Origin of the sequence: Marinilabilia sp., from assembly GCF_016278715.1 — a bacterium.
Lineage (GTDB): Bacteria > Bacteroidota > Bacteroidia > Bacteroidales > Marinilabiliaceae > Marinilabilia.
Window position 1 is genome coordinate 23,690 of record NZ_JADQBH010000032.1, and the last position, 7,705, is coordinate 31,394.

At 41.1% G+C, this 7,705-nt stretch carries 7 protein-coding genes; 6 read left to right on the forward strand and 1 reads right to left on the reverse strand.

The window, feature by feature from the left end:
• Nucleotides 1-9: 9 nt before the first annotated feature.
• Nucleotides 10-1,896, reverse strand: a complete 1,887-nt coding sequence (locus tag QZZ43_RS02205; RefSeq protein WP_291855818.1) for a methyl-accepting chemotaxis protein — start codon at nt 1,894-1,896, stop codon at nt 10-12.
• A gap of 519 nt (nt 1,897-2,415) precedes the next feature.
• Between QZZ43_RS02205 and QZZ43_RS02210 the strand changes: the two genes are divergently transcribed.
• The 6 genes from QZZ43_RS02210 to QZZ43_RS02235 all read left to right on the forward strand — a co-directional run.
• Nucleotides 2,416-3,153, forward strand: a complete 738-nt coding sequence (locus QZZ43_RS02210; protein ID WP_291855820.1) for an NAD-dependent deacylase — start codon at nt 2,416-2,418, stop codon at nt 3,151-3,153.
• Between the two features lie 14 nt (nt 3,154-3,167).
• Nucleotides 3,168-4,235, forward strand: a complete 1,068-nt coding sequence (locus QZZ43_RS02215) for a mechanosensitive ion channel family protein (RefSeq protein WP_291855822.1) — start codon at nt 3,168-3,170, stop codon at nt 4,233-4,235.
• Nucleotides 4,236-4,379: 144 nt separating this feature from the next.
• Nucleotides 4,380-5,126 carry a 3-oxoacyl-[acyl-carrier-protein] reductase gene (gene fabG / locus QZZ43_RS02220; protein WP_291855824.1) on the forward strand — a complete coding sequence of 249 codons (747 nt, stop codon included), beginning with the start codon at nt 4,380-4,382 and terminating at the stop codon, nt 5,124-5,126.
• Between the two features lie 82 nt (nt 5,127-5,208).
• Complete coding sequence (locus QZZ43_RS02225; RefSeq protein WP_291855826.1) at nt 5,209-6,372, forward strand: iron-containing alcohol dehydrogenase; 1,164 nt, start codon at nt 5,209-5,211, stop codon at nt 6,370-6,372.
• Nucleotides 6,373-6,382: 10 nt separating this feature from the next.
• A complete protein-coding gene (locus tag QZZ43_RS02230; RefSeq protein ID WP_291855828.1) occupies nt 6,383-7,435 on the forward strand; it encodes a DUF6340 family protein in 1,053 nt (350 codons plus the stop codon).
• A partial coding sequence (locus QZZ43_RS02235) for a D-alanyl-D-alanine carboxypeptidase (RefSeq protein WP_291855830.1) occupies nt 7,428-7,705 on the forward strand: 278 nt, incomplete at its 3' end. The genes QZZ43_RS02230 and QZZ43_RS02235, both read left to right, overlap by 8 nt.

Below are 7,705 nucleotides of genomic sequence, written 5' to 3' on the forward strand. Positions count from 1 at the left end.
AACCGGGCATTAATAATTCGCGAAAAAAGCCTTAGTACTTTGTCGTAATTCCTCTGACTTATTTTTAAGTTGCTCCAGATATTGGGTCATTTCATCTGACTCTCTGGCTGTATTTTGTATTGAATCATTTAGTTGGTCAATTGCCGAAGTGATTTGCTGTACAGCACTATTTTGCTCTTCGCTGTTCAGAATAATTTCATGAACCAGTTCGGATGTTTTCTTTATTTTCGGAATGAGAAGGCTCAGTTTTTGAGATACTTCTTCCACCGATGTTTTGCTTTTCCCGGCCAGTTGCTCCATTATTTCCGAGGTGTTACTGCTTTGCTCTGCCAGTTTTCTTACCTCTCCGGCAACCACCGAAAAACCTTTTCCGTATTCTCCTGCTCTGGCTGCTTCCACAGCCGCATTCAAAGCAAGAATATTGGTTTGGAATGCAATATCCCGAATCATCATGATTTTCTCATTCAGATTAATAATACTCTCTTCCGCCATGGAAAAAACCTGAGCGCTGTTAGCCAGTTCAATATTTGAATGACTGCTTATTTTTCCTGTACTGTTGGCATGGTCACTGTTCGAACGTGTGCTGTGTAGGATTTCGTTCATTGAGGTGCTTACTTCCTCCATGGACGACGCCTGCAGATTGGTTCTTTCGGTTAGTTGCAGGAGATGATTGTTTATGTGTTCGGCCGCAATATCCACAGTGGCTGCATTTGCGTGAATGGAGGCAATAATCTCTTTTATGCGTAAAGCCATACTTCTTAAAGCTTTTACCATTTGTCCCATTTCATCATCTCTCTCAATCTCCAGGGTCGCGTTCAAATCACCGTTCTCAATATTTTTGGCAAAAATGGCGATTTTACCGATAGGTGATACAATATTAAAAACCATACTCATAAGTAATGCTGTGATTACTGTTAGCCCAATCAAGCCGATAATGATGGTGGTAATCATACTTTTTTTTCCTTGGGAAATGATGGATTCTCTAGGGGTAATTACTGCCAATCCCCAGTCACTTTGCCATTTGGTGGGCTGAATGGCGCTGATGGTATAGTAGTTTATTGATTCATTAGTGCTGATCTCAGTTTCAATGATATTTTGCTTTTTTAACTCTGCAAAAAGGTTAAATTCATTGAATATTTCAGGGAATTTTTTTTTCAGAAAACTTCCTTGCAATGCTTTATCTGAAGAAGCAATTATTCTCCCGTCACTGCTGAACAGAACAATTTGTTCTTCATTATCGCCGTTGTATTCCTCAATAAGCGATTGGAAAAAACTTAGATCCAAATCGATGCCCACCAGTCCGGTAAATATACCTTCTCTATTTAAGGGCACACAGATGCTGGTAGCAAGTATGGAATCGGAATAGGTTCCTTCATAATCTTCGTAATACGGACTGGTGATGGTTTCCATGTTTGCTTCATGGATCTGATGGTAGAGCCCTTCTTTTGCTTCGCCCGCGAGGTCAAGCGTATCGCGCAAAACAAAGGTATTGGGTTTGGTAATCACATTTAACCGAACTCTCCCATAGTCTTTTTCCCAGGAATCATCCAGCGTAAACAATTGCCAGCTGAACCAAACACTAAGGTATTCGGGGTTGTTTTTAGCTGTTTTAAGAGCAATTTCCCGGCTTCTTGCCAATCGGGTCTCCGGGGGCTCATTTGTGAGGGTTTCCAGCACCCCGGACAGAGTGCGGGTGATAACAATATCTTGTTGAAGGTTTGATGTCATTAGTGCGGAGAATTCTTCAACCCGGGTTTTGGCATATTTCTTCGTTTGAGAAATGCTTTGGTTGTAGAAGTTGAAAGACAAATAGATAATGGAAATAATATAAATCAGAAATAAGGGAGCCAGAATGGTACGGATAACTTTTTGTTTCAGTCTTTTTGTCTTTTTCATGGGTTATATTTTTGTTTGGTTAATGAGTTTGATTAAAGTGGCAAATTACTGCGTCGTGATGTGTTTTTTTATTGGGTGTAAGTGCAATTTTAATCAAAAATTTTGAGTTTGACTCTGATTTTTGAGGGGTCGTCAGGCAAAAAGAGTGTTTTTCTGTTATTTTAACTTTTTGATAAAAAAGTTAAAAAACAACATTGGCAGTAGTTAATATGATCAATTTTAAAATCGGATTCCCGAAGTATCCCCAAAAGTGCAGGGGTAGGGAGTGTACGATTTTTCATTTAAAATATGGAGAGTGCAATGGAATTTGAGAAAGTGATGGAATCGATTTCTGGCAAATCCGAGAACAAACTTCATCACCTTTTTCATAAAGGAATTTATGAATCAGGAGAAGCATTTTGTCCCATTTTTCATTAATTTGTGATTTCTCAAGGGAAAAAAATAATTGGTCTTTTTTTCTTAGTTAGCGCAGGAAAATTGTTATTTTCTATTATAAACCGAACAACAAATTATTATATTATGAGAGAACAACAGCTTGAAAAAGCGGTTAATGCTTTACGTAATTCCAAATATACAATCGCCTTTACCGGTGCAGGTATTTCCGTGGAAAGCGGAATACCCCCTTTTCGTGGGGAGAATGGAATCTGGGCCAAATATGATTCTCAGGTTCTGGATTTGGATTACTTTCATGAGAATCCCGAAAGTTCATGGAGGGTAATCCGGGAGATATTTTATGACTATTTCGGGGTGGCCCAACCCAATGATGCTCATAAAGTGCTTGGACGAATGGAGCAGCAAGGCTTGTTGAAATGTGTTATCACCCAAAATATTGATAATCTACATCAGGCAGGAGGAAGTTCTGTGGTTTATGAGTTTCACGGGAATTCTCAACGGATGCTGTGCACGAAATGTGGCTTTTATTTTCCATCGGTTGAGGTGAATTTTCAGAAGTTGCCTGTAACTTGTCCCAAGTGTGGCGGACTGGTAAAACCCGATTTTACTTTTTTTGGTGAATCTATACCCACCGATGCCTATGCGGGCAGCCTGGAGGCTGCAAGAAAAGCCGACGTATGTCTGATAATCGGAAGTTTAGGTGAGGTAATGCCTGCAGCAATGGTTCCATGGGAGGCGAAAAGAAATGGTGCAACAATTATTGAGATCAATCCCAAACCCAGTAACTTTACAGGTCCGTTGACAGATATTCACGTGGTGGGAAAAGCATCAGAAGTTCTGTTAGCATTGGAAGAACGATTGTAATTATCAGATTTGATATGGTAGATTTATTCTCAAATAATACAGAACCTGAAACATGGTGGATTCCCATACTTGTTTCGGCCATTGTTTTGGTTGCTACATGGGTAGTGAGCCTCTGGCTGACGCGTACGCTGAGAAAGGTGATTCGCCGACAACTGAATACCGGTTTGGATAATGTTTTTAATCTTGTTAAAACCCCACTTAAACTATTACTTGTAAGTATTGCCATTAGCATTCTTAATTTTTACTTCCAGGATTACTGGAATGTGGAAACCAATCAACTTGTTTTTTTATTGTTGGTTTTCATAATCTCATGGCTGGGCATTGCTATCATTAAAAGCATTAAGCATTTTGTACTGACCGGGTACAATATGGACAATGAAAACAATCTGAAAGCCCGAAAAATGCATACTCAGATGCGTGTTTTTGAGCGAATAATGATTTTCCTGATTGTTTTTATTTCTCTGGCCGTAGCCTTACTCAGTTTTGAAAAAATTCGTGAAATTGGCTTAAGTTTATTGGCTTCTGCGGGTATTGCAGGCTTAATTCTTGGTTTTGCCGCTCAAAAAAGTCTCTCGCTTTTACTTGCAGGTTTTCAAATTGCCATCACCCAGCCTATACGACTCGAAGATGCTGTAATTGTTGAAGGAGAGTGGGGATGGATTGAAGAAATAACGCTGACTTATGTGGTTATTCGTGTCTGGGACAAACGACGTCTGGTTGTTCCTATCAACTATTTTATTGAGAAACCTTTCCAAAATTGGACACGTCACTCTGCCGATATCATGGGAACCGTTTTTATATATGCTGATTATAGTTTCCCGGTTGAGAAAATGCGCGAGGAAATGACGCGTATTCTGCCACAAATCCCCGAGTGGGATGGGAAGGTAAATGTTTTACAAGTTACCAATTGCACGGAAAAAACCATGGAGCTAAGGGCACTGGTGAGTGCATCGAATTCGCCCAGAGCATGGGATTTGAGAGTGAGATTGCGGGAAGAGCTGATTGCCTTTATGCAAAGGGAATATCCTCAATGTTTGCCAAAAGCCAGAATAACGCTTGACGAGAGCGGGAGAACCGACTGAAACCGCGGCTTTTGAGAGTGAAAGGCTGTTAAATTAGTCCAAAAACATCCGATAATTATAAAACTTTTAACATCTTTACAGTTCGAAAAAAAATAAAGTTTGTTTTTGTAGATTAAAAATCAAACATTTAAACCAGATTTTGAAATGAAGTTACTAGAAGGAAAAACCGCAATTGTAACCGGCGCAGCCCGGGGAATAGGTAAAGCTATCGCTCTTCGATTTGCTGCCGAAGGATGCAATGTTGCGTTTACCGATTTGGAATACAATGAGGCTGCAATAGCCACTGAGAAAGAGATTACAGCAATGGGTGTAAAAGCTAAAGGTTATGCCTCCAATGCTGCAAAGTTTGAAGAAACCCAACAGGTGGTTGAAGAGATTGTCAAGGAGTTTGGACAAGTGGATATTCTGGTGAACAATGCCGGTATTACCAAAGATACGCTTCTGATGCGAATGACCGAAGAGCAGTGGGATGCAGTAATTACTGTCAATCTGAAATCTGCGTTCAATTTCACGAAAGCAGTTCAGAAAACCATGCTGAAGCAGCGTTCTGGCTCTATTATTAATATGAGTTCGGTGGTGGGCGTTTCAGGAAATGCAGGTCAGTCCAATTACAGTGCTTCCAAAGCCGGATTGATTGGTTTTACCAAGTCTATTGCCAAAGAGTTAGGTTCTCGTGGAATTCGCAGCAACGCCATCGCTCCCGGATTTATTATTACAGAAATGACCGGTGCTTTGCCTGATGATGTCAGAAAAACATGGGAAAGCCAGATTCCTCTTCGTCGAGGAGGTACCCCCGAAGATGTAGCCAACACATGTGTGTACCTGGGTTCTGACCTTTCATCTTACGTTTCGGGGCAGGTTATTAATGTTTGTGGCGGGATGAATACCTGATTCTGTCTTAAAAAAAAATAGAAGGCGCTTTCAAACTGAAGGTGCCTTTTATTGTTTAAATAAGAGAACAAAAAGAACTAATATGCAAAATTTTAATTATCATGTTCCCACGAAAATCTTGTTTGGGAAAGATAAGGTTACGGAAACGGCTAAAGAAATCAAAGAACACGGTTCCAGGGTATTATTGACCTATGGAGGTGGTTCTGTAAAGCGAATTGGGTTGTACGACCAGGTGGTTAATCAGCTTCGGGAGAATGACCTGTTTTTTGTTGAGCTTTCTGGCATACAGCCCAACCCAAGGATTACTTCAGTTCGTGAAGGGGTTAAACTTTGCCGGGACAACCAAATTGATTTTATTCTGGCAATAGGCGGTGGAAGCGTTATTGATGCATCAAAAGCCATAGCTGCAGCAGTGAATTATGAGGGTGATGCATGGGATTTCCTGATGCAAAAAGCCCGTGTTGAAAATGCTGTGCCACTGGGTACTGTTCTGACGCTTGCTGCCACCGGCTCCGAAATGAATGGAAATGCCGTTATTACAAATGAAGAAACCCGGGAAAAACGGGGAATGGGAAGTGACCAGTTGCGTCCTAAGTTTTCCGTGTTGGATCCGACTTATACTTTTTCGGTTAATAAGTACCATACAGCAGCTGGAACAGTGGATATTATGAGCCACATTTTTGAGAATTATTTTGCTCCCGCTGATGGCACTTTTGTTCAGGATATCATTGCCGAATCGATTTTGAAAACCTGTATAAAATATGGCCCGGTTGCACTTGTTGAGCCTGAAAACTACGAAGCACGAGCCAATTTGCTATGGGCAGGGAGTCTTGCTCTGAATGGATTGACACTGACCGGCAAGAAAACGGGTGATTGGGCTACTCATGGCATTGAACATGAGGTGAGTGCTATTTATGACCTCACACACGGTGCCGGGCTGGCAATTATTCATCCGGTTTGGATGAAATATGTCCTGAGTGTGGAAACATCGTCAAAATTTGCGCAAATGGCACGGAATGTGTGGAATGTGGAAGAACCGGATGATATGAAAGCCGCAGAAAAAGGAATTGCTGCAGTCAGGGAGTTTTTCAATTCGCTTGGAATGCCTGCCACCCTGACGGATGCGCAAATTCCCGGTGAGCATTTTGAAGAGATGGGGAAAAAGGCTTGTATCTTTGGAAAAATTGGCTCTTTTAAACGGCTGGATGCCGCTGATGTGGTAGCTATCCTCAAAAAGGCTCTTTAAAATTCTCTTTATGAACCGAATCAAAAAATGGATTTTCCCGGGTTTATTCTTTTTGATGTCCGGGTGTGTTTCTTATTCAACCATCGAGTTGGACGTGTTAAAGCCCGCTGAGGTAATTGTGCCTGTCGAAATTGCTTCTGTGGTTGTAGTGGATAATGCTTTTCCTTTTCAACCCGGCGATAGCGGCGTGCACAAAATTAAACTGCCAACACGGGAATATGCAATAGATTCCATTTTGGTGGATGATTTTGGACGTCGGATTATTCAGTCTTTTGGGGAATCGTTAAATGCAAAGTCCTTTTTTGATTCGGTTTATGTTGTTAAGCAGCCTTTCAATACACTTGAAGGGGGAAAACCTTTGGCACTGTTATCTCCCGCTGTAGTTGATTCTCTTTGTGACTTTTACAATGCTCAGGCTGTAATAGAGTTGGGGCATTTTGAATACGGATCTCTTATAAATGTAATGGATTTTGGCGATCAGTATTTTGCCACTCTCGATGCCCGGGTTTCTGCTTACTGGAAAATCCACAATAAAATTGCTGATGATGTTTTTGACGTTCATTTGCAAAGAGATACCATTTTCTGGGAGAGTACAGGCCCTACGATACTTGGTTCTGTAGAAAAACTTCCGCTTATAAGGGATGCTTTAAATGAAGCTGCTGCATATTCCGGACAGCAATATTCTGAATATATTTCGCCTACCTGGGAGAAAACCAGAAGATACTTCTTTAAGAAAGGACACCCACTGTTCTATGATGCATCCGTACAGGCCACTAGAGGTGACTGGGACGAAGCCGGGCGTATTTGGTTCCACATCTACGAATTAGGAACCGAGAAGCAGAAAGCAAGGGCTGCTTACAATTTGGCGTTAACTCAGGAGGTAAAAGGAGACTTTATTGAGGCCACATCATGGGCCTATCGTTCAATGGAACATTTTCAGGAAGTCGGAAACCTTAGTTTGGCCGATTATGAGCTGGAAATGGCTAAGAGTTATTATATAGAACTGGCTCAAAGACTTCAGGAAAAGAAAAAGCTGGATAAACAATTTGGTGTTTATGATTAAGCATTTGTTTTTGGGATTGTTGACGGTTTTTTTCTCTGTTGTGCAACCGTTGCCTTCTCAGCAGTTGCCAAAAGGTATTCCGGAGTATGCGTCGTTTTCTATTCTTATCAGAGATTTGAAAACAGGCAGGAATTTGGTTTCTTTTAACGAAAAAAAGGCTATGATATCAGCCAGTTTAATGAAACTGGTTACCACTGCCACTGCTTTAGAGATATTAGGTCCGGATTACCGTTTTTCTACCCGTTTTTGGATAACCGGAAGCATACAAAA

Coding starts and splice junctions, on each gene's coding strand:
- QZZ43_RS02230 (WP_291855828.1), top strand. CDS start 6,383: ATGAACCGAATCAAAAAATGGATTTTCCCGGGTTTATTCTTTTTGATG.
- QZZ43_RS02215 (WP_291855822.1), top strand. CDS start 3,168: ATGGTAGATTTATTCTCAAATAATACAGAACCTGAAACATGGTGGATT.
- fabG (WP_291855824.1), top strand. CDS start 4,380: ATGAAGTTACTAGAAGGAAAAACCGCAATTGTAACCGGCGCAGCCCGG.
- QZZ43_RS02210 (WP_291855820.1), top strand. CDS start 2,416: ATGAGAGAACAACAGCTTGAAAAAGCGGTTAATGCTTTACGTAATTCC.
- QZZ43_RS02205 (WP_291855818.1), bottom strand. CDS start 1,896: ATGAAAAAGACAAAAAGACTGAAACAAAAAGTTATCCGTACCATTCTG.
- QZZ43_RS02225 (WP_291855826.1), top strand. CDS start 5,209: ATGCAAAATTTTAATTATCATGTTCCCACGAAAATCTTGTTTGGGAAA.